The organism is Bacillus sp. GW823-FHT06A11, from assembly GCF_058795355.1.
Window position 1 is genome coordinate 709,961 of the sequence record NZ_JBXAHS010000002.1, and the last position, 19,782, is coordinate 729,742.

The 19,782-nt window shown below is 34.9% G+C and carries 20 protein-coding genes and 2 riboswitches; of the genes, 11 read left to right on the forward strand and 9 right to left on the reverse strand.

All coding sequences use genetic code 11. The features are described 5' to 3' along the window. The first annotated feature begins 151 nt into the window (after positions 1–151). The 4 genes from glcT to ptsP all read left to right on the forward strand — a co-directional run bounded on the left by glcT (position 152) and on the right by ptsP (position 5,514). Complete coding sequence (glcT, locus tag AC1Q8L_RS12285) at positions 152–1,000, forward strand: glucose PTS transporter transcription antiterminator GlcT (protein WP_001067322.1); 849 nt, start codon at positions 152–154, stop codon at positions 998–1,000. A 339-nt stretch (positions 1,001–1,339) separates the two neighbouring features. Then, positions 1,340–3,403 (forward strand): PTS glucose transporter subunit IIABC, encoded by a 2,064-nt coding sequence (gene ptsG / locus AC1Q8L_RS12290; RefSeq protein WP_061659903.1) that lies wholly within the window; start codon positions 1,340–1,342, stop codon positions 3,401–3,403. Positions 3,404–3,538: 135 nt separating this feature from the next. Continuing rightward, complete coding sequence (gene ptsH / locus AC1Q8L_RS12295; RefSeq protein WP_000411080.1) at positions 3,539–3,802, forward strand: phosphocarrier protein HPr; 264 nt, start codon at positions 3,539–3,541, stop codon at positions 3,800–3,802. Then, on the forward strand, positions 3,802–5,514 hold the full coding sequence (gene ptsP / locus AC1Q8L_RS12300) for a phosphoenolpyruvate--protein phosphotransferase (RefSeq protein ID WP_000174216.1): 1,713 nt from the start codon (positions 3,802–3,804) through the stop codon (positions 5,512–5,514). Before ptsH ends, ptsP begins: the two co-directional genes overlap by 1 nt. 97 nt (positions 5,515–5,611) lie before the next feature. Here the strand turns inward: ptsP and AC1Q8L_RS12305 are convergent, their stop codons facing one another. From AC1Q8L_RS12305 to AC1Q8L_RS12315, 3 genes are all read right to left on the reverse strand, one after another. Beyond that, on the reverse strand, positions 5,612–5,977 hold the full coding sequence (locus tag AC1Q8L_RS12305) for a DUF3915 domain-containing protein (protein ID WP_000468017.1): 366 nt from the start codon (positions 5,975–5,977) through the stop codon (positions 5,612–5,614). 195 nt (positions 5,978–6,172) lie between these two features. Beyond that, complete coding sequence (locus AC1Q8L_RS12310; protein ID WP_000100485.1) at positions 6,173–6,391, reverse strand: hypothetical protein; 219 nt, start codon at positions 6,389–6,391, stop codon at positions 6,173–6,175. Positions 6,392–6,625: 234 nt separating this feature from the next. Further along, positions 6,626–7,243, reverse strand: a complete 618-nt coding sequence (locus AC1Q8L_RS12315; protein WP_000180387.1) for a nitroreductase family protein — start codon at positions 7,241–7,243, stop codon at positions 6,626–6,628. Positions 7,244–7,570: 327 nt separating this feature from the next. Between AC1Q8L_RS12315 and AC1Q8L_RS12320 the strand changes: the two genes are divergently transcribed. From AC1Q8L_RS12320 to AC1Q8L_RS12335, 4 genes are all read left to right on the forward strand, one after another. Continuing rightward, positions 7,571–8,863 carry a GGDEF domain-containing protein gene (locus AC1Q8L_RS12320; protein WP_001023187.1) on the forward strand — a complete coding sequence of 431 codons (1,293 nt, stop codon included), beginning with the start codon at positions 7,571–7,573 and terminating at the stop codon, positions 8,861–8,863. A gap of 90 nt (positions 8,864–8,953) precedes the next feature. Then, positions 8,954–10,090, forward strand: coding sequence for a serine hydrolase (locus AC1Q8L_RS12325; RefSeq protein ID WP_000592902.1), 1,137 nt, complete (start codon positions 8,954–8,956; stop codon positions 10,088–10,090). A 4-nt stretch (positions 10,091–10,094) separates the two neighbouring features. After that, on the forward strand, positions 10,095–10,973 hold the full coding sequence (locus tag AC1Q8L_RS12330) for an NAD(P)-dependent oxidoreductase (RefSeq protein ID WP_000400437.1): 879 nt from the start codon (positions 10,095–10,097) through the stop codon (positions 10,971–10,973). Between the two features lie 5 nt (positions 10,974–10,978). After that, on the forward strand, positions 10,979–11,311 hold the full coding sequence (locus AC1Q8L_RS12335) for a DUF3909 family protein (RefSeq protein ID WP_000365617.1): 333 nt from the start codon (positions 10,979–10,981) through the stop codon (positions 11,309–11,311). 35 nt (positions 11,312–11,346) lie between these two features. Here AC1Q8L_RS12335 and AC1Q8L_RS12340 read toward each other — a convergent pair whose 3' ends face one another. The 6 genes from AC1Q8L_RS12340 to AC1Q8L_RS12365 all read right to left on the reverse strand — a co-directional run bounded on the left by AC1Q8L_RS12340 (position 11,347) and on the right by AC1Q8L_RS12365 (position 16,349). Further along, complete coding sequence (locus AC1Q8L_RS12340; RefSeq protein ID WP_000054659.1) at positions 11,347–11,622, reverse strand: hypothetical protein; 276 nt, start codon at positions 11,620–11,622, stop codon at positions 11,347–11,349. Positions 11,623–11,910: 288 nt separating this feature from the next. Continuing rightward, positions 11,911–12,423, reverse strand: a complete 513-nt coding sequence (locus tag AC1Q8L_RS12345; RefSeq protein WP_000057317.1) for a 1,2-dihydroxy-3-keto-5-methylthiopentene dioxygenase — start codon at positions 12,421–12,423, stop codon at positions 11,911–11,913. Further along, positions 12,401–13,039, reverse strand: a complete 639-nt coding sequence (locus AC1Q8L_RS12350; protein WP_000811341.1) for a methylthioribulose 1-phosphate dehydratase — start codon at positions 13,037–13,039, stop codon at positions 12,401–12,403. The genes AC1Q8L_RS12345 and AC1Q8L_RS12350 overlap by 23 nt, the downstream gene beginning before the upstream one ends. Beyond that, positions 13,036–13,695, reverse strand: coding sequence for a 2-hydroxy-3-keto-5-methylthiopentenyl-1-phosphate phosphatase (mtnX, locus tag AC1Q8L_RS12355; RefSeq protein ID WP_000027487.1), 660 nt, complete (start codon positions 13,693–13,695; stop codon positions 13,036–13,038). Before mtnX ends, AC1Q8L_RS12350 begins: the two co-directional genes overlap by 4 nt. Then, positions 13,692–14,936 carry a 2,3-diketo-5-methylthiopentyl-1-phosphate enolase gene (gene mtnW / locus AC1Q8L_RS12360; RefSeq protein ID WP_061659899.1) on the reverse strand — a complete coding sequence of 415 codons (1,245 nt, stop codon included), beginning with the start codon at positions 14,934–14,936 and terminating at the stop codon, positions 13,692–13,694. The genes mtnX and mtnW overlap by 4 nt, the downstream gene beginning before the upstream one ends. A 64-nt stretch (positions 14,937–15,000) precedes the next feature. After that, a riboswitch (SAM riboswitch) is annotated at positions 15,001–15,106 on the reverse strand. Positions 15,107–15,170: 64 nt separating this feature from the next. After that, the gene (locus tag AC1Q8L_RS12365) at positions 15,171–16,349 is read right to left on the reverse strand and encodes a pyridoxal phosphate-dependent aminotransferase (protein WP_072940328.1); all 1,179 of its coding nucleotides are present in this window, start codon (positions 16,347–16,349) and stop codon (positions 15,171–15,173) included. Between the two features lie 14 nt (positions 16,350–16,363). On the opposite strand from AC1Q8L_RS12365, the gene AC1Q8L_RS12370 reads away from it, so the two are divergent. From AC1Q8L_RS12370 to mtnA, 3 genes are all read left to right on the forward strand, one after another. Next, on the forward strand, positions 16,364–17,227 hold the full coding sequence (locus AC1Q8L_RS12370; protein WP_016512349.1) for a carbon-nitrogen family hydrolase: 864 nt from the start codon (positions 16,364–16,366) through the stop codon (positions 17,225–17,227). A 71-nt stretch (positions 17,228–17,298) separates the two neighbouring features. Continuing rightward, a riboswitch (SAM riboswitch) is annotated at positions 17,299–17,440 on the forward strand. A gap of 90 nt (positions 17,441–17,530) precedes the next feature. Next, positions 17,531–18,712, forward strand: a complete 1,182-nt coding sequence (gene mtnK / locus AC1Q8L_RS12375) for an S-methyl-5-thioribose kinase (protein WP_000542679.1) — start codon at positions 17,531–17,533, stop codon at positions 18,710–18,712. Beyond that, the gene (mtnA, locus tag AC1Q8L_RS12380; protein WP_000104616.1) at positions 18,709–19,770 is read left to right on the forward strand and encodes an S-methyl-5-thioribose-1-phosphate isomerase; all 1,062 of its coding nucleotides are present in this window, start codon (positions 18,709–18,711) and stop codon (positions 19,768–19,770) included. The genes mtnK and mtnA overlap by 4 nt, the downstream gene beginning before the upstream one ends. Positions 19,771–19,782 lie beyond the last annotated feature (12 nt).

Genomic DNA, 19,782 nt, shown 5'->3' on the forward strand with positions numbered 1-19,782 from the left:
TCTATGTACAGTTGCTCTTACATTATACGCATCATATATAAACATGTCTAAAAAATGAATTTTTATTAAATGGCAGATGTTTTACATTGACGACAAAGAAGAATATTCTGTAACATAAAAGTAGGCTATTTAAGTACGAGGGTGGTGTTATATGAATAATTATCTAGAAATTAAAAAAGTTTTAAATAATAATGTCATCATTGCTAGCCATCCTGAACACGAGGAAGTAGTAGTGATTGGTAAAGGAATTGGATTTGGGAAAAAAGCGAAAGATGTATTGGAGCAAGAACAAATCGAAAAAATGTTTGTCTTAAAAAATGAACGTGATCGTGAACAATATAAATTATTAGTGCCGCATGTTAGTGAAAAATTAATTGAATTGATGAACGATATTATGCTGTACATTCAAGAAAAAGCGAAATCTCCACTAAATGAACATATTCATATTGCGTTAACAGATCATATTTCATTTGCAATTAAAAGGTTAAAACAAGGACTTACAATTGATAATCCTTTTTTAGTTGAAACAAAAATGCTCTATCCAGAGGAATATGAAATTGCGGAAGGTGTTGTAGAACTTTTAAATTCTCGTTTGCAAATTACATTGCCAGAAGGAGAAATTGGTTTTATTGCACTTCACATTTACAGTTCGCTTACAAATTCTGATTTATCTTCAGTTAATCAAAACTCCCGTCTCATTGCACAACTTGTATCTTTAATTGAGACAAACTTAGAAATTACATTAGATCAAGAGAGCATTCATTATTTACGCCTTATTCGTCATCTTCAATATGCTATTGAGAGGGTGAAAAAAGGAGAAAAAGTAGAAGAATCGCAAAGTTTTGCTGATTTATTAAAGGCGGAGTATCCAGTTTGCTATAACGTAGCTTGGAAGCTAGTTAAAGTCATGCAAAAAGAGTTGCAACTACCTGTATATGAAGCTGAAAGTATTTATTTGACGATGCACTTGCAACGCTTAGTCAAGGCAGAGCATGTGTAATAAGTCATATATTTTTGTCTAAAATGAAAACGTTAAAAAAAATGATTGAATCGCTTACAATAGTTATGTATAATAACTATTGCAAAGTTATACAAATTTCGACAAACACATTAAGGTGAGTAACGAAAACGTTTGCCTTAATTATAGTGAACTTATACGTAAACCTATTTTTGACACGTGTTACTGATTCGATCAGGCATGAGTGGAGAAAAGTAAGGAATGTAAGCTAGAGAAAGGGATATACTACCCTTTGTATAGCTATCGTTCTATCTTTTTTTCCTCATGTCTTTTTGGCGTTTGTCGGAAGGTATCAATATAGATAAGAGAGGAAGGGTTTCCATGTTTAAGAAGATCTTTGGTGTTCTTCAAAAAGTCGGAAAAGCGTTAATGCTTCCAGTAGCGATTTTACCGGCAGCAGGTATTTTACTTGGATTTGGTAATGCATTTCAAAATCCACAGTTAACAAATGTTATTCCTGCTTTAAAAGCAGATTGGTTCGTAATGGTTGCAAAAATTATGGAACAATCTGGTGATATTATTTTCGCTAACCTTGCATTATTATTCGCAGTTGGGGTAGCAATTGGTTTAGCTGGTGGAGATGGAGTAGCTGGTTTAGCAGCATTCGTCGGCTACTTAATTATGAACAAAACGATGAGTGTGTTCTTAGAAGTAGATAAGCTAGTGAAAGTAACAAGTTCTGGAGCAGACCCAGTAAAAATTGGATTTGCAGATCCAGCGTATGCAAACGTATTAGGTATTCCAACGCTACAAACAGGGGTATTTGGTGGTATTATCGTCGGTATAGTAGCGGCATATTGCTATAATAAATACTTCAACATTGAATTACCATCATACTTAGGTTTCTTTGCAGGTAAGCGTTTCGTACCGATCGCAACTGCAACATTCTCTTTAATCGTAGGTATTATCATGTGCTTCGTTTGGCCATACATTCAAGGTGGCTTAAACACGTTCTCACATCAAATGATTGATGCAAATAGAACAATCGCAGCATTTATATTCGGTTTAATTGAACGTTCATTAATTCCATTTGGACTACATCACATTTTCTATTCACCGTTCTGGTTCGAATTCGGTCAGTATACAAATGCAGCTGGCGAATTAATCCGTGGTGACCAAAAAATCTTTATGGCACAGTTAAAAGACGGTGTAGAATTAACAGCAGGTACATTTACAACTGGTAAGTATCCGTTCATGATGTTCGGTCTTCCAGCAGCAGCTTTAGCAATGTACCATGAAGCACGTCCAGAAAATAAAAAATTAGCAGCAGGTATTTTAGGTTCTGCAGCATTAACATCTTTCTTAACAGGTATTACAGAGCCACTTGAATTTTCATTCTTATTCGTAGCGCCAGTATTATTCGGAATTCACGCTGTATTTGCTGGTCTATCATTTATGACAATGCAAATTTTAGGTGTTAAAATTGGTATGACATTCTCTGGTGGTTTAATTGACTTCCTATTATTCGGTGTATTACCAGGCCGTACAGCATGGTGGTGGGTAATTATTGTTGGTCTTGTACTAGCAGTTATTTACTACTTCGGATTCCGCTTTGCAATCCGTAAATGGAATCTAAAAACACCTGGTCGTGAAGAGGCAAATGCGAATGACGGTGCAGGAAAAACAGAAGCAGGCGAACTTCCTCGTGAAGTATTAGTAGCACTTGGTGGTAAAGAAAACATTGCTTCTTTAGATGCTTGTATTACTCGTTTACGTGTTCAAGTTAACGAACAAAAGAATGTAAACAAAGACCGCTTAAAAGAACTTGGAGCAGCTGGTGTACTTGAAGTTGGAAATAACATTCAAGCTATTTTCGGACCGAAATCTGACACGTTAAAATCACAAATTCATGATATAATGTCAGGTCGTACACCTCATGTTGAAAAAGAAGAACCTGTAAAAGTGGAAGAAACTCCTCAAAAAGTTGATGAAAATGAAACAATTGTATCACCAATCGAAGGGAAAATCTTACCAATTACAGAAGTGCCTGACCAAGTATTCTCAGGAAAAATGATGGGAGACGGATTTGCAATTGAGCCAACTGAAGGAACAGTAGTTTCTCCAGTTAACGGTGAAATTGTCAATGTATTCCCTACAAAACATGCGATTGGTATTCAATCTGAAGGCGGAAAAGAAATTTTAATCCACTTTGGTATTGATACTGTAAAATTAAATGGTGAAGGATTCGAGGCACTTGTAGCACAAGGTGATAAAGTGAAGCAAGGCCAACCATTATTAAAAGTAGATCTTGCATTTGTAAAAGAAAATGCACCATCTATCATTACACCAATTGTATTTACAAACTTACAACAAGGGCAACAAGTCGAATTGAAAAAAGATGGAAATGTTAAGAAGGGCGAAACCGCTATTATTGACATTCAGTAGGAATTTGACGCAAAATGTTTATAATTATAATAGGCGATGTGGTTGACCGAACATCGCCTATTATATACAATAGATGATGTAGTACTCACGTCTATACAACTAAAAAAAACTGTAATTTAAAGGAGATAAATAATCATGGAAAAGATCTTTAAAGTAACTAGCGACTCAGGAATTCATGCTCGTCCAGCAACTCTACTTGTAAACACTGCAAGCAAATTCGGTTCTGACATTAACTTAGAGTATAACGGAAAGAACGTTAACTTAAAATCAATCATGGGCGTTATGTCTTTAGGCATTCAACAAAACGCAGAAATTAAAATCACTGCAAATGGTGATGATGCAGCTCAAGCACTAGCAGCTATCGAAGAAACTATGAAAAACGAAGGATTAGGAGAATAATGACTCTTAACATTCAAGGGATCGCTGCATCAAGTGGGATTGCTATTGCAAAGGCTTTCAGACTTGAAAATCCTGAATTTAACATCGAAAAGAAATCAATTACAAACGAAGCTGCAGAAATTGCACGCTTAGACGCTGCGCTTGAGAAAGCAAAAACTGAATTAGAAGCTATTAAGGACCACGCATTTGCTGAACTAGGTGCTGACAAAGCTGCGATCTTTGAAGCACATTTATTAGTGTTAAATGATCCAGAACTAGTAAACCCAGTAAAAGATAAAGTAAATAGCGAAAAAGTAAATGCTGAATTTGCAATGGATGAAGTTGCATCAATGTTTATTTCTATGTTTGAAAACATGGATAATGAATATATGAAAGAACGTGCTGCGGACATTCGTGACGTAACAAAACGCGTTCTTGCACATTTACTAGGAATTAACTTCTCAAATCCTGGTACAATTTCTGAAGAGGTAATCATTATTGCTGAAGATTTAACACCATCTGATACAGCTCAGTTAAACCGTAAGTATGCAAAAGGTTTCACTACTGATATCGGTGGACGTACATCTCACTCTGCAATTATGGCTCGTTCTATGGAAATTCCAGCTGTTGTTGGTACGAAAGTTGTTATGGAGAAAATCCAAAACGGCGATATCGTTATCATTGACGGTTTAGATGGAGAAGTAATTGTAAACCCATCAGAAGAAACTCTTCGTTCGTTTGAAGAAAAGAAAGCGAAATTTGAAGAGCAAAAAACTGAATGGGCAAAATTAAAAGACCAAGCTACTGTAACAAGTGATGGACATCACGTTGAGCTTGTTGCAAATATCGGAACACCAAATGATGTACAAGGTATTATCGATAATGGCGGAGAAGGCGTTGGCTTATACCGTACAGAATTCTTATACATGGGTCGTGACAATCTTCCAACAGAAGAAGAGCAGTTCGAAGCGTATAAAGCAGTTCTTGAAGGTGTAAAAGAAGGTCAACCAGTCGTTGTTCGTACACTTGACATCGGTGGAGATAAAGAGCTTCCATACTTACATTTACCAAAAGAAATGAACCCATTCTTAGGATACCGTGCAATTCGCTTATGTCTTGATGAGCAAGATGTGTTCCGTACACAACTTCGTGCATTACTTCGTGCTAGCGTATACGGTAACTTAAAAATTATGTTCCCAATGATTGCAACTCTTGATGAGTTCCGTCAAGCAAAAGCAATTTTATTAGAAGAGAAAGCGAAACTTGTAGAAGCGGGTACAACTGTTTCTGATTCTATTGAAGTTGGTATGATGGTTGAAATCCCAGCTTCAGCTGTATTAGCAGATCAATTCGCGAAAGAAGTTGACTTCTTCTCTATCGGAACAAATGATTTAATCCAATACACAATGGCTGCAGACCGTATGAACGAACAAGTATCATACTTATACCAACCATATAACCCATCTATTTTACGTCTTGTAAAAATGGTTATCGATGCTGCTCATAAAGAAGGCAAATGGGCTGGTATGTGTGGTGAGATGGCAGGCGATTCACTTGCTATCCCATTATTATTAGGATTAGGTTTAGATGAGTTCAGTATGAGTGCAACATCTATTCTTCCTGCAAGAACACAACTAAGCAAGTTGTCAAAAGCAGAAATGGAAACATTAGCAGAAAAAGCATTAATGATGTCAACTGCTGAAGAAGTTGTTGAACTAGTTAAAAGCATATAACCAATAAAAAAACCTGAGTCGATTTGAAATCGGTCTCAGGTTTTTTCTATGAGAAAAATAAATCTTATTTTCTTACTATAGAGGATAAGGAACGGAATTAGATAGCGATAGCAACGATATCAGTTGGGCATACACGTAAAATACCAGTAAAAGTATTTCGATTTTGATTGTTCTTATCGTCTTTATTGTTATCTTTGTCGTCTTTGTTATTACGAGCTAAAGCAGAGAAAAGAGCAACACCGTTAGCGAAACCTTCAAAAATTACATTGTTGAAAGTGCCATTACCTCTAATGCTTAAAAGAGAAAGTTCTGTTCCAACTGAAATGCTAGCAAGTACGTTACATACAGCTGGTTGTTGTGGTCTAACTACTTCTCTCTCTTTCTCTTTCTCATGATGTCTGCACTCTCTTTCATGATGATGACAGTCTCTAAAGTTATCACAGCATCCAAATGATCCAAACATAATCCTCATCACCCCCTTCACACTTATAATCTATGTAAGTTCGGTAGTGAGTGACTGGACAGAGAGTGGAATTTTTTCTAGGGGATTTTCTCATTTTAAATGACTAGCTGGGTGTTTAGTATGGAATGATGTTTAAAATAGGGGAAATATAACAAAAAATGTAAAAACCACCGAAATAAATGAAATAGGTAGCCTTTACACTTTTTTACTTTTATATAAAACGATGATATATACAGGAAGAGCTAGGAGTAGTGGTACAATGGATCGTGCAGTATGTTTTTCTGATTCTAATTGGAATGCTTCTTCTTTTGGGAATTGTAAAATGGAGATGTTTGCGGCATCACCAATAAAATATAGAAGCAGTACAGTTACTATGTAACATAAAAGTGCGATAAAGCTTCCGTATGAACTCAATGAAAATCCCTCTCTTGTTATCTATTTGTTATCATTGTATCATAATTGTAACAAAAATACACGGGTATATTTCAACACCTAAACAAAATTCGACACAAAACGTCAAGTTTATTTATGATAAGGGAATAGAATATACTTTTCCATAAGTATAAATGTCGAATGATTTGTAGTAATATTACAAAAGTATGACAGGAAATAAAAAAACGAAGGCAATGTAGTTACCTTCGTTTTTTATTATTTTGCCCACTCACTCACTTGCTCTACGCTCATACGAGGTGCAGGGTGGCCTTTTAAAGTTGATTCACCAATTGTAATAAGCATAATTGGAACGTAACGAGATGAAACGTTAAATTCGTCTGTCAGTGCTTGTGGATTGAAGCCACCAATAGCACAAGTATCCCAACCAGTTGCTTTAGCTGCAAGCATAAGTTGCATTGCTGCTAAAGATGCATTTGAAAAGGCAGCATCTCTTGGGAATTGTTCACGAGCATATGCAGATTCAATATTTTTAGCTAAGCGTTCTTTTGCTTCTTCTTTCATAAATCCTTGTTCTACAATTGGACCATATACTGGCTCAACATTTTTATAAGCTTCTAAATCACCTAAAATAGCGACTACTGCAGAAGCATCAAGAATTTGTTGTTGGTTATAAGCTATTGGGTGTAATCGTTTTTGTACATCTTCACCTTGAAAAACGAGGAATTTCCAGTGTTGCAAGTTCCAAGCGGAAGGTGCTTGTGCTGCGGCTTTTAAAATCTCATGTAATTCTGTAGATGAGATTTCTTTATTTGGGTTGAATGCACGTGTAGATGTGCGTTCATATAGAACGTTAAAAAAGTTGTCGTTTGTCATTGTATATCCTCCAAATTGTATATCGAATTATTTTCAAAAAAATAATATACACTACTTACATTTTGTAAGTTATCGAATTTAAGAATATAATATCTTTATTTTAATTGTCAAGTTTTAAAAATAAGCTAGGGCATTCATACAAACGATACAATTCCTACAATCATACACTAAAAAAGGAATTTATAGAGTGAAAAGCGAAGATAACATTCTCAATTAGCTTGTTAATATGTATCTCTCACAAATTAAAGTTTATTGGAGAACAGTCTTTTAAAAAAGTTTGTGAGGAATTCAGTAGAACAAGATATATGAAGTGAGTGAAGACTAGTGATGAACATACTACATTTTTTATTAGAGAATACGGTTTTCCAAAATGTGTTACAAGATCTGCAGTTAAATGTCCTTTATATAGAAAATGGATGTAAGCATCAACAAACGGTAGAAAATATCCATCCAAAATGTATGTTTATAGCAAATAGTTTTGAAGAGGGCGAACTATTATTTCAAAGAACGAAACCACACATTATCATTACGTATGTAACAGATTATTCTCAAATAAAATATATAAAGAATATGTATACTCCGCACAGTACATTCATTGTCATTTGGGATCAACAAATAACAAAAGAATTCACAGATGTACTTGCATTAGGAATACGTAATATTGTAATAGCTCCTGTAACTCCGCAAGCAGTGTTAGAGGAAGTGAATAAGAGTTTGTATCAACTTTCTTTAGTAAGGCAAGTCGGTTTGCAGCAGGAATTGCTTCAAACGATGTTTGATTTTCAAAATGATCTATTATTTATAGTAGAAGATGATGAGATTGTTGATTGTAATACAAATTTTTTAGCTTTTTTTGGATATGAAAATCTGTTTGCCTATCGTGAGCAACATTTAGTATTTGCTGAACATTTTATTAGAGAAAGTGGATACTATTCGACGACGCATGATATAACATGGTTAGACGATACTTTATCAAGTGGTAGAAGAATTAAGATGCTAAATTATGAAGGGGTAGTATCCACTTTTTTATTACGTGCGACACCATTGCCAGAAGATTTATCAAGATTTATTGTAAAGTGCACGGAAATTACAGAATTAGATGAAATCTATCAAGAGCAAGAAAGACTTGCTATGGTAGATTCATTGACAGAGATTTATAATCGTTTAAAGTTTCAACAAATACTAGAGGTAGAGTGGGAAAAGGTAATACGTAGTGATGAGAAAATAGCTATCATTTTATTTGATATAGATAATTTTAAAACGGTTAATGACACATATGGTCATGATTTTGGTGATTTGGCATTAATACAACTTGCAGAGCTTATGAAATCTAAAGTGGAGCAACAACATGTATTTGCAAGATGGGGAGGAGAAGAATTCATTATATTAGTGACAAATACAGTAGAAAAGGAAGCATTTCAAGTTGCGGAGTCATTACGATTCTTCATTGAAACAAAGCAATTCACTGGAATTTCGAAGCTAACAGCTAGCTTTGGAGTTGCGTTATATGAACAAGGAACTACAAGAGAAGAATTAATGCAACGAGCGGACATTGCATTATATGAAGCGAAAAAAAATGGGAAGAATCAAGTATGTGTGTATAGAAAAGAAAAAATGTAATTTTTCGCAACAAATTGTTGCGATTTTTTTTTATTGTTTGATAATAGAATAGGGGGACAATTTTTAGCGAAGGAATTATGGAGGATCAATATGATAAAAAAAGTAATGGTGATGGCTTCACTGTCTGCTATAGTTGGCGGCGGAGTATACTATTTTCTTGTTAGCCCCAATATAAAGGAAAACACTGTATTAACAACTAAAGTGAATCCTACTATTGAATCAGAAGTACAAGGGAATATAGAAGAAAAAGAAGAGCAACAAATTGATTATGCTAGCATATCTCAAAAATTAGATCAATATTTAGTCGGAAAGCAATTTAATGGAACAGTTTTGGTAACAGATAAAGAGCGTGTTATATTGAATAAAGGATATGGGTATGCTGATGTTCAAAATAAAATAGAAAATACGCCTCAAACAAAATATCGTATTGGTTCTATTACGAAAACAGTTGTTGCCACATCTATTTTACAGTTGCAAGAACAAGGTAAATTGAATATTCAAGATAATGTAAATAAATATATTCCTTCATTTCCGGAGAATAAAAATATTACGCTATATCATTTATTAACCCATACCTCTGGTTTACCTGAACATGCGAAAGGAAATGTGAATGCTGCTTCCCGTTTACAGTTAATTAATTGGATTGGACGTCAAAATTTAGAATTTCCTGCAGGAACAGGTTGGAGATATACAGATTATAATTATATGGTTCTTGCTTATATAATAGAACATATCTCGAAAAAACCTTTAGGAGATTACATAAAAGAAAACATATTTGTAAAAGCAGATATGCATGAATCCGGTATGGGAAATATGGTACCTGGAGATAAAAATTTTACAAAGGGTTATGTGAAAAAAAATCAAGAGCTTGTACCAGCGCAGAAGTTAGGCATGGATTGGCTATATGGTTGTGGTGAGATGTATACGACAGTTGGAGATATGAAGAAGTTAGACGAAGCAATTATAAATGGAAAACTTCTTTCTGAACAAAGTATACAAGCAATGTTTTCGCCTTCAGCAGAACGGAAATATGCATTTAGTTTTTATATATATCCAGATTATTTTCATAATCATGGTGTATTATCTGGTTGGAACACTTTCAATAATTTTAATAAAGAAAAAGGAATTTTTGTTATGTTATTTTCAAATGTAAAAAATAGTATGGATGATGACTTTAATAAAGAGTTCCGAAAGATGGTAAATGATTTATTAGAACAAAGGGGATGAGAAAATGGAACATAAAACTTTATCAATAGGTTTCATTGGTATTGGCGTAATGGGAAAAAGTATGGTTTATCACTTAATGCAAGATGGTCATAAAGTATATGTATATAATAGAACGAAAGCAAAAACAGATTCTTTAGTGCAAGATGGTGCACAATGGTGTGATACGCCAAAAGAGTTAGTGAAGCAAGTTGATATTGTAATGACAATGGTTGGATATCCACATGATGTAGAAGAAGTGTATTTTGGTATAGAAGGAATTATAGAACATGCAAAAGAAGGTACGATAGCAATTGACTTTACGACATCTACACCTACTTTAGCAAAACGTATTAATGAAGTTGCAAAAAGCAAAAATATATATACGTTAGATGCACCTGTCTCAGGAGGAGATGTTGGTGCGAAAGAAGCAAAACTCGCAATTATGGTAGGTGGAGAGAAAGAAATATATGATAGATGCTTACCTTTACTTGAAAAGTTAGGAACAAACATTCAATTACAAGGACCAGCTGGGAGTGGACAACATACAAAAATGTGCAATCAAATTGCGATTGCTTCCAATATGATTGGAGTATGTGAGGCTGTTGCTTACGCGAAGAAGGCTGGATTGAATCCAGATAAAGTGTTAGAGAGTATTTCAACAGGGGCAGCAGGTAGTTGGTCATTAAGTAATTTAGCTCCTCGAATGTTAAAAGGAGACTTTGAGCCAGGATTTTATGTAAAGCATTTTATGAAAGATATGAAAATTGCTTTAGAGGAAGCAGAGAAATTACAATTACCAGTCCCAGGCTTAAGTTTGGCGAAAGAATTGTATGAAGAGTTAATTAAGGATGGCGAAGAAAATAGTGGAACACAAGTATTATATAAAAAATATATAAGGGGGTAAACGAGGTGGACCTTCAAAAGTTTGATGAGATGATTGATACTGTACAGCGAGCTACTTGTATGCAAATTAATGAAAAACAAAAAGAAGCTTTTAAACAAAAATATGATTTTGAACCAGACTTTGAATATGGAAGAGATGAGAAGGGGCATTATGTAATTCGAACCTCTAAAAAGATGTTAGAAGAAATGGAGTTTTATTTGGCATTGAAATATGATCGTGATGGAGTGGATCTTTATATGCAAGCTGAGATTGACGGTATATTTCATGTATCTGTTAGCTATGGTGAAGATGCCCTACATCTACAAGAATTGTTTCAATTTCTAGAAGAAAATAAATAAAAGTCCTCATTTGAGGACTTTTATTTATTTAGTCATTATAAGTTAGAAGCGCGGCGACATCGTTCAACCGGGAATGGGATAATTTGTGCGATGTGATTAGGACCAAATTGTTTTGTACGAGCATGGCGTATTATATAAAAAGCACACAGAATTGAAACAGGAATAGCGCCGAATAAACCAAATAATAAAGCGCTTACACAAGATGCGACAAATCCTAAAACACCAATTTCTAACTCTTCCATAATAGCTCCTAAAATAACAGGAAATGCTCCACATGTAACTCCAAGTATAAGTGCGATAAGTAAGCTCATGATTATCCCCCTCTGTTTGCGATATTATTTTCCTTCTTAGTTAATTGTAGTATATCACATTTAAAACAGAATTTTCAGAAAGATTTCAATAAATGTTCAATAAATGTTCAAAAAATACACTTGAAAAATCAAGGCGTTAAATTTGTGATGAAATGGTACTTTTGAGTAAATAAAAAATCAGGCTTATTTCAAAAGTGAAATAAGCCTGTTCCATAGGAGGATGTATATATGTAGAGTGAATAAAAGTTTGGAAAAGGGGATCCAAGTCCTTTTATTCAACTAACTACCTTAATAGATTGGAACCCAGCCTTCAGTTGTTACAAAAATACGAATAGCTACAACTTGACGATCATCTTGCAAGGTAAAATAATGTCTTGCATTTTCTGGAACAGATATTAGATCGCCTGGCTCAAGTTCAACATCAAAGAATTTCCCATCTTTGCCTTCAATAGCGAAAATGCCATGACCACTGACGATAAAGCGGACTTCGTCGTCTGTATGATGATGTTCTTTTTGGAAATTAATTAATAATTCGTCAAGGTTAGGTGTGCTATTTGAAAGTGAAATTACATCATGTGCTTTATAACCTCGACGTGCTGAAACATCAGCGATTTCTTTTGAAAAAACAGCTAATATTTCAGCTTTGTTTTCATCTGTTAAAGAATAATTTTCATTTAAATGAGTAGGAAGTTTAGAAATATTCCATTTCTCATATAAAACGCCTTCCTCTTGTAGAAATTTAGATACTTCCACTTCATTTTCAATACGAGTATTTACTTCATGAATACGAATTTGCGCCATTAGAAACGCCTCCTTGAATTGATAATAGTTTTATATGAAATTGGAATAAAAACTCATAAGCTTCTAATCTCTTCTTTGCATCAAAGCTATCTCGGCCCCATACGGTAATACCGTGGTTACGGATTAATACCGCTCCCGAATCACCTTGTATATGCTTTCGGAAGTTTTCTCCAAGCGTTGGGATATGGGCATGGTTTTCGATAATAGGAATGTGAATTGTTGCCCCTTCTTCCCAAATATCGAGAGCTTTAATAATTTCTTGATTTTGAAGGGTAACTGCATCACTATATAAATTTGTGATGACATTATTATCAGTTGTATGAACATGAAGTACGCACCCGGCATTCGTATTGTTATAAATATGTGTATGCAATATTGTTTCTGCTGAAGGGCGTAATTCAGTCTCTAAAACGGGAACTCCTACATGATCTACTAATAGAAAATCATCTGGAGTGGTTTTTGTTTTATCTTTACCGCTTGCTGTAATGAGAAAAGTAAGTGGCTCATGACTAACTTTTATAGAAATATTACCACTTGTTGCTGGGAACCAATTTCGAGTTGTTAATTCTTTTTTTATCTCGCTTAAGTCATACCATTGACGAAAAAGTTGTTTCATGATTTCACCTCCAACAAATGTTTTAATTCATTTTGAATATCATGGAATGTTTCAAACGGTGTATAAGCAATATAATTCTCTTCACACTTTGTAATAAGGAAGTCACGAGCAAATACTTTATCTGCTTGTTTCGCAGCTTGTAAATCAGTAATTGAATCTCCAATCACAATATGGAAGTCATTCGTATCACTCAATTTACGGATGAGTGATGATTTACATAATCCGCAATGATTTTGACAATGATGATCACAAGGATGAGGCCAATTCACCGTAATGTATTCATTTGAAAAATCTGTTTCATTACAGTAAATTTGCTCTTTTGGAATGAGTCCTTGTAAGAGTGGATAGACGAAGAAATCCATTCCACCTGATATAACGTAAAAAGAAATGTTATTTTCATTTACAAATTGTATAAATTCATGAAAACCATTACGAATTTCAGCAGTTTCTATTAAAAATTGAATAATTTCATCGTGCAGATGAGTAGGTATTAATCGAAATAATTGAGAAACACCTTCTTGAATAGATAGCTCTTGTGATAAAATTCTATTCTTTACTTCTTCAGCTTCTGGTGGTGCGAATTTTTCCATAATGGACATAATGTTATCATTATTTGTAATCGTGCCATCGAAATCACAAAATACTTGAATACTCATAATTTCACCTCATGAGAGGGATTTCCCCATATTTGTAGTGCACTATGCAAATTTATGTCATCTACTTCATGGAGTGGTTTATTTTGCAAAGTAGCATCAATTGCAGTACGGAAAGCTTTACCACCGCCTTGCGCTCCATTTGGATGTCCATGTATCCCGCCGCCAGCATTAATAACAACATCTTTACCGAAATCTCGTACAATAAAGGGAACGAAACCAGGGTGAATACCAGCAGATGGAACAGAAAAGCTCTTCTTGAAAAATGCATCGTCTTCAGTTAAATATTTTGAGATAGCAAGAGCTTCCTCTTTTTCTAGCGCAACACTTCCGTATGGAGATGGGAATAATGAAAAGTCAGCCCCAGCATAGCGTAGTAGCTTTCCGAGTAATAATGGAGATGAAATTCCATATAACTTAGATGCTGAATAAGCACCACTTACAGCAGGGTGTGCCATAATAGGAACTGGGATTTCATCATCTTCTGCAAGTGATTGCAGTACATCTAGTCCGTAAGCAAATACGTTAAATAATAGAATATCAGCTCCAGCTTGCACTGCACGTTTCGCATTTTCTTTTAAATCAAAAGTTCGTCCTGTTAAATTTACGGCATATAACGTTTTATGTCCGTATGTTTCATATACGGATTGTAAAACTTCTTTTCCAGATACAATGCGTTTCGTAAGTGGTGTTAATGCATTTTCAAATAATATTTCATCATCTTTTACTATATCTACACCACCACTTGCTTGATCACGTAATTGCGTTTTTAAATACCCAATATTTCGTCCAATCATTCCTTTAAAAATACTCATTAAAAGGGGACGATCATGCACTTGTAAAAGGTTTCGAATCCCATCTATCCCGAATTTTGGACCAGGAAAATGTTCTTTCAATTCTTCTGAAAAAGTTAAGTCAATTAATTTTACTTCGCCATCAAGGGATAGCTTTCCAAATGTAGTCGTTAAAATTGCTGGTAAATCTGGACTGAAGTTTAATAACGGATATTCGATTTTAATAATTCCGCGTTCTACTTTTTTACGTAAATACGAATTCGTATGTTCATGTTCAGCTAATTCCTCAATATGAATGACGTTGCCTTTATGTTGCTTTAATTGTTCTTGCAATAATTGTGGCAAATGAGTCCAAGAGCCAATTGTTAAACCAAGAGCAATTTGCTCAGCTTTTTTTTCTAAGTTATGTGAATCATCATGGATTAAATACGTCGCTATAATTCCGCTCATTGTTATAACCTCCTAGTTAAATAAAAAAACCTCTCAGCTAAGGAGAGGTTTTTTTACAACCAGCTCCTTATCTGTCAGCATAATGCTGCGAGAATTAGCACCGTGTCTACGATTGTAGATCGGTTGCCGGGTTTCGTCGGGCTCGTCCCTCCACCTGCTCTTGATAAGAAGTATTTAGAAATGTTTAAATTTTTAAGATAACTGAATTTTGTCAGATATTTTTCATGTTGTCAATTACTTTTTGAAAAAATTTAATTTATCAATTCGATTAATGGCTTCTCGTAATCTATCTTCTGTATGCAAGAGACCAACACGGACATACCCTTCGCCATGTTCACCAAATCCAACACCAGGAGCAACTGCAACGTGTGCTTTTTCTAGTAAAATATCAGAAAATTGCTCGGATGTATAACCTTCTGGTACAGGAAGCCATGCAAAGAATGATCCGGTTGGAATGTCTACATTCCAACCAATTGAGTGACAAGCTGAAATAAGAGCGTTTCTCCGAGATTCGTAACTATTTACAAGATCTACTACACAAGACTGTGAACTTAATAGTGCTTCGCGAGCAGCATCTTGAATTGCACCAAAAATACTAACATACATATGATCTTGCAATAGGTTAATGGTTTCGATGACACTTTCATTTCCAACTGCAAAAGCAATACGCCAGCCAGCCATATTGAAAGTTTTTGATAACGTGTAAATTTCAATTCCTATATCTTTCGAACCATCTGCTTGCAAGAAACTAACAGGTTTTTGACCATCAAATCCGATAGCACCGTAAGCGAAATCGTGAACAACTAATATATTATGTTTATTAGCAAAATGAATGGTTGTATCAAAAAAATCTTTTGATGCAGTAGCACCTGTAGGGTTATTTGGATAGTTTAAAAACATTAACTTTGCCCGTTCAGCGATAGAGTCGTCAATTTTTTTATAATCCGGTAAAAAATGATTTTCTGCAATAAGCGGCATGGTTTCAAAGTGTGCCTTTGCTAAGGCAACCCCAGATAAATAATCTGGATAGCCTGGATCCGGAACGAGAATTGTATCACCAGGATTTGTAAAACAAATTGGTAATTCTACTAGTCCAGCCTTCCCACCAAACAAAATAGCAACTTCAGTTTTTGGGTTTAATTCGACGCCGTATTCACGTTTATAGAATGTAGTCACGGCTTCCTTTAAGCTTTCATGTCCGCGAAATGGCGGATATTTATGATGAATGGTCTTTTCGGCAGCATCTTGTAAAGCTTTTACGATATGCTGCGGTGTTGGTTGATCTGGATTACCTTGACCTAGATTAATAACATCGTGACCAGCTGCAACGACTTTGTTAACTTTTGCAACAAGTGAAGCGAAAAATTGTGTTGGCAATGATGTTACTATCTCAGAAGGTTGAAATAATTTCATACTTTCCACCTCTTTTGAAAGTTGTTACAATTCTAGTGACAAATGATATAATCTTTCCAGTATTTTGTAAAGAAAAAAATAAGAATGGGGCTGAAAAAATGAAAGTCGCATGTATTCAAATGGATATTGTTTTTGGAGATGTAGAAAAAAATATTGAGAATGCTAAAAATAAAATAAGCGAAGCTATGAAGGAAAGGCCAGATGTTATCGTCTTACCAGAACTATGGACAACAGGATATGATTTAACGAGACTTTCTGAAATTGCAGATAGGGATGGAGTGGAAACGAAAGAAAAGTTAATAGAATGGGCGAAGCAATATGATGTACATATTGTTGGTGGTTCTATAGCAAAGCAAACAGAGCAAGGCGTTACAAATACGATGTATGTTGTAAATAATGAAGGACAGCTAGTCAACGAATATAGTAAAGTACATTTATTTCAGCTTATGGATGAACATAAATATTTAATAGCCGGTAATGGTACGGGCGAATTTAAGCTGGATGATGTTGAATGCGCTGGAACAATTTGTTATGATATTCGTTTTCCAGAGTGGATGCGTGTCCATACTGCTAAAGGGGCAAAAGTATTATTTGTTGTAGCTGAATGGCCATTAGTTCGTTTAGCACATTGGCGTTTGCTATTGCAAGCAAGAGCAGTTGAAAATCAGTGTTATGTTGTTGCATGTAATAGAGCGGGAAAGGATCCAAATAATGTATTTGCGGGTCATTCTTTAATTGTGGACCCTTGGGGTGAAGTTGTAGTAGAGGCGAATGAAGAGGAATCAATTTTATTTGGAGAGCTTGAATTCGAGAAAATTAAAGAAGTACGTAAAGGAATTCCAGTTTTTGCGGATCGCCGTCCAGAATTATACAAATAAAATGTTGACAAGTGATTTTTATTCTTGGTATAGTCTTCAACATAAAGTTAAAAATTCAAAAAATTATACAACTCTTATCAAGAGCAGGTGGAGGGATTTGGCCCGATGAAGCCCAGCAACCGACCGTAATACCATTGTGAAATGGGGCGTTTATTACGCCAAAAGGCACGGTGCTAATTCCAGCAGAAAGTAAAACTTTCTGGCAGATAAGAGGGGAGAAGATAAACTTCAAACCTCTTTCTTAGTGGAAAGAGGTTTTTCTATGTTAGAAAAACCTCTGAATTTAAAAAGGGGGAGAAGACGATGGGATATTATTCATTAACAGAAATAACAGCTGTACAATATGCGAAAGATCATGGCTATTTTGAAGCAAAGGCAAATGTCGTTTGTCATGAAATTGGAGACGGAAACTTAAATTACGTGTTCAAATTAGATGATGGAGAGAAATCAATTATAATAAAACAAGCACTGCCTTATGCGAAAGTAGTTGGTGAAAGCTGGCCATTGTCTATAAAAAGAGCAACGATTGAAAGCAAGGCATTACAAATTTTTGCACAGTATGTACCGGATTATGTTCCAGTAGTGTACAGTCATGATGAAGAGTTAGCGATAACGGTAATAGAAGACTTATCAAGACTAACAATTACAAGAAAAGGATTAATAGACGGAGAAGAATATCCGCTTTTATCCCAGCATATCGGCCGTTTTCTAGCACATGTTTTATTTTACACTTCAGATTTTGGTTTACAATCAGAAGAGAAGAGGGTACTAGAAGGTACCTTTGTAAATCCGGACCTTTGTAAAATTACAGAGGAATTAGTGTTTACAGATCCGTTTGGACATTATGATACAAATGATTATGAGCCAGATTTACAGCTAGTGGTTGATGAACTTTGGAGTGATAAAACTTTAAAACTAAAAGTAGCACAATATAAATATAAGTTCTTAACAAGAAAAGAAACTCTTATTCATGGTGATTTACATACTGGTAGTATTTTTTCGTCACCTTCTGAAACGAAAGTGATTGATCCAGAATTTGCGACATATGGCCCATTTGGATTTGACATAGGTCAATTTATTGCAAATCTATTACTAAATGCTTTATCTAGAGAAGAAGAAAAAAGAAGTGTACTATTTTTCCATATAGAAAAGACGTGGAGTTATTTTGTAGAAAATTTTACAAAATTATGGATTGGAGAAGGTGTAGAAGCATATACGAAAGAAAAACAATGGTTACCAATTATTTTGCAAAATATCTTTACTGATGCAGTTGGATTTGCCGGATGTGAACTGATTCGTAGAACAATTGGTTTAGCTCATGTAGCAGATTTAGATGAAATAGAAAATAAAGAAACAAGAATTCAAGCTAAGAAACAAGCGCTATCCTTAGGTAAAGAACTAATAAAATATGAATCTAAAAGTGCTGATATTCAACTGTTTCGAACATTATTTCAACAGACAGTTTCAGGGGGCGTAAAAGCGTGAGTACAATTGTTACTGTTCCGAGATCTGTAAGCTGGAAAGGTGATGCAATTGCGGTATTAAATCAAACGAAATTGCCGCATAGCACAGAATACAAAACATTGACGACTATTGAAGAGGTTTGGAAAAGTATCGTAATGTTAGAAGTACGAGGAGCGCCTGCAATTGGAATTGTAGCTGCATTTGGCTTGGCGCTTGCATCAAAAAAATATAACACTGTACATATTGAAGAATTTCAAAAGAAGTTTAATAGAGATTGTAATTATTTAGGAACGTCACGCCCGACAGCAGTAAATTTATTTTGGGCAATTGATCGTATGAGAGAATCTATTCGAGAGATTACTACAATAAAAGAAGCACAAAAAACATTAGAAGAAGAAGCGCTTCGCATTCAGCAGGAAGATGAAGAGGTGTGCCGAAATATTGGGGAATATGCGTTAACATGTTTTAAAGATGGCGATAATATTTTAACAATCTGTAACGCTGGAAGTATCGCAACTGCCAGATATGGAACTGCATTAGCTCCCTTTTATATTGGAAAAGAGAAAGGTGTGCGTCTACATGTATATGCGTGTGAAACGAGACCAGTTTTACAAGGTGGTCGCTTAACGACCTGGGAATTGAAGCAAGCAAATATTGATGTGACCCTTATTACAGATAATACTGCAGCTCATGCTATTCAAACGAAAGAAATAAATGCAATTATTGTAGGGGCGGATCGAATTGTCGCAAATGGAGATACGGCAAATAAAATAGGGACAATGAATTTAGCTATTTTAGCAAAGCACTTTGATATCCCATTTTATGTTGCTGCGCCACTGTCAACATTTGATGTTACGAAAGAAACTGGAGCCGAAATAATTATTGAAGAAAGAGATGAAACAGAAGTTACGAAAATCTTTGGAAAACAAGTAGCACCAATTGGAACGAATGTTTATAACCCTGCATTTGACGTAACACCGAACGAATTAATTACAGGAATTATTACTGAGAAAGGTATTATAAGCGGGGATTATAAACGAGAAATTGCATCATTATTTGAAAAACAGGCTAATACATAATAGCTTGTTTTT

Coding starts and splice junctions, on each gene's coding strand:
- glcT (WP_001067322.1), top strand. CDS start 152: ATGAATAATTATCTAGAAATTAAAAAAGTTTTAAATAATAATGTCATC.
- ptsG (WP_061659903.1), top strand. CDS start 1,340: ATGTTTAAGAAGATCTTTGGTGTTCTTCAAAAAGTCGGAAAAGCGTTA.
- ptsH (WP_000411080.1), top strand. CDS start 3,539: ATGGAAAAGATCTTTAAAGTAACTAGCGACTCAGGAATTCATGCTCGT.
- ptsP (WP_000174216.1), top strand. CDS start 3,802: ATGACTCTTAACATTCAAGGGATCGCTGCATCAAGTGGGATTGCTATT.
- AC1Q8L_RS12305 (WP_000468017.1), bottom strand. CDS start 5,977: ATGTTTGGATCATTTGGATGCTGTGATAACTTTAGAGACTGTCATCAT.
- AC1Q8L_RS12315 (WP_000180387.1), bottom strand. CDS start 7,243: ATGACAAACGACAACTTTTTTAACGTTCTATATGAACGCACATCTACA.
- AC1Q8L_RS12320 (WP_001023187.1), top strand. CDS start 7,571: ATGAACATACTACATTTTTTATTAGAGAATACGGTTTTCCAAAATGTG.
- AC1Q8L_RS12325 (WP_000592902.1), top strand. CDS start 8,954: ATGATAAAAAAAGTAATGGTGATGGCTTCACTGTCTGCTATAGTTGGC.
- AC1Q8L_RS12330 (WP_000400437.1), top strand. CDS start 10,095: ATGGAACATAAAACTTTATCAATAGGTTTCATTGGTATTGGCGTAATG.
- AC1Q8L_RS12340 (WP_000054659.1), bottom strand. CDS start 11,622: ATGAGCTTACTTATCGCACTTATACTTGGAGTTACATGTGGAGCATTT.
- AC1Q8L_RS12345 (WP_000057317.1), bottom strand. CDS start 12,423: ATGGCGCAAATTCGTATTCATGAAGTAAATACTCGTATTGAAAATGAA.
- AC1Q8L_RS12350 (WP_000811341.1), bottom strand. CDS start 13,039: ATGAAACAACTTTTTCGTCAATGGTATGACTTAAGCGAGATAAAAAAA.
- mtnX (WP_000027487.1), bottom strand. CDS start 13,695: ATGAGTATTCAAGTATTTTGTGATTTCGATGGCACGATTACAAATAAT.
- mtnW (WP_061659899.1), bottom strand. CDS start 14,936: ATGAGCGGAATTATAGCGACGTATTTAATCCATGATGATTCACATAAC.
- AC1Q8L_RS12365 (WP_072940328.1), bottom strand. CDS start 16,349: ATGAAATTATTTCAACCTTCTGAGATAGTAACATCATTGCCAACACAA.
- mtnK (WP_000542679.1), top strand. CDS start 17,531: ATGGGATATTATTCATTAACAGAAATAACAGCTGTACAATATGCGAAA.